Consider the following 264-nt stretch of genomic DNA (forward strand, 5'->3'; position numbering starts at 1 on the left):
CCCCCGCCCCGTTCCTCACCGACGCCCAACGCAAAGAAATCCACGCCTCCGCCAAGGCCATCTGCCTCGAAGCCGGCTACTACGGCGCCGGGACCGTCGAATACCTCGTCGGCCAAGACGGCCTCGTGAGCTTCCTGGAAGTCAATACCCGTCTGCAGGTCGAGCATCCGGTCACCGAGGAAACCTCCGGCATCGACCTGGTGCTGCAACAGTTCGCGATCGCCAACGGTGAGGAACTGTCCATCACCGACGACCCCGAACCGC

General features: G+C 64.4%; 1 pseudogene. It reads left to right on the forward strand.

The features are described from left to right. A pseudogene (locus tag O4220_RS27760) lies at positions 1-264 on the forward strand (acetyl-/propionyl-CoA carboxylase subunit alpha); the annotation flags it as partial.

This window comes from Rhodococcus ruber, assembly GCF_027270735.1.
GTDB classification, from domain to species: domain Bacteria; phylum Actinomycetota; class Actinomycetes; order Mycobacteriales; family Mycobacteriaceae; genus Rhodococcoides; species Rhodococcoides rubrum_A.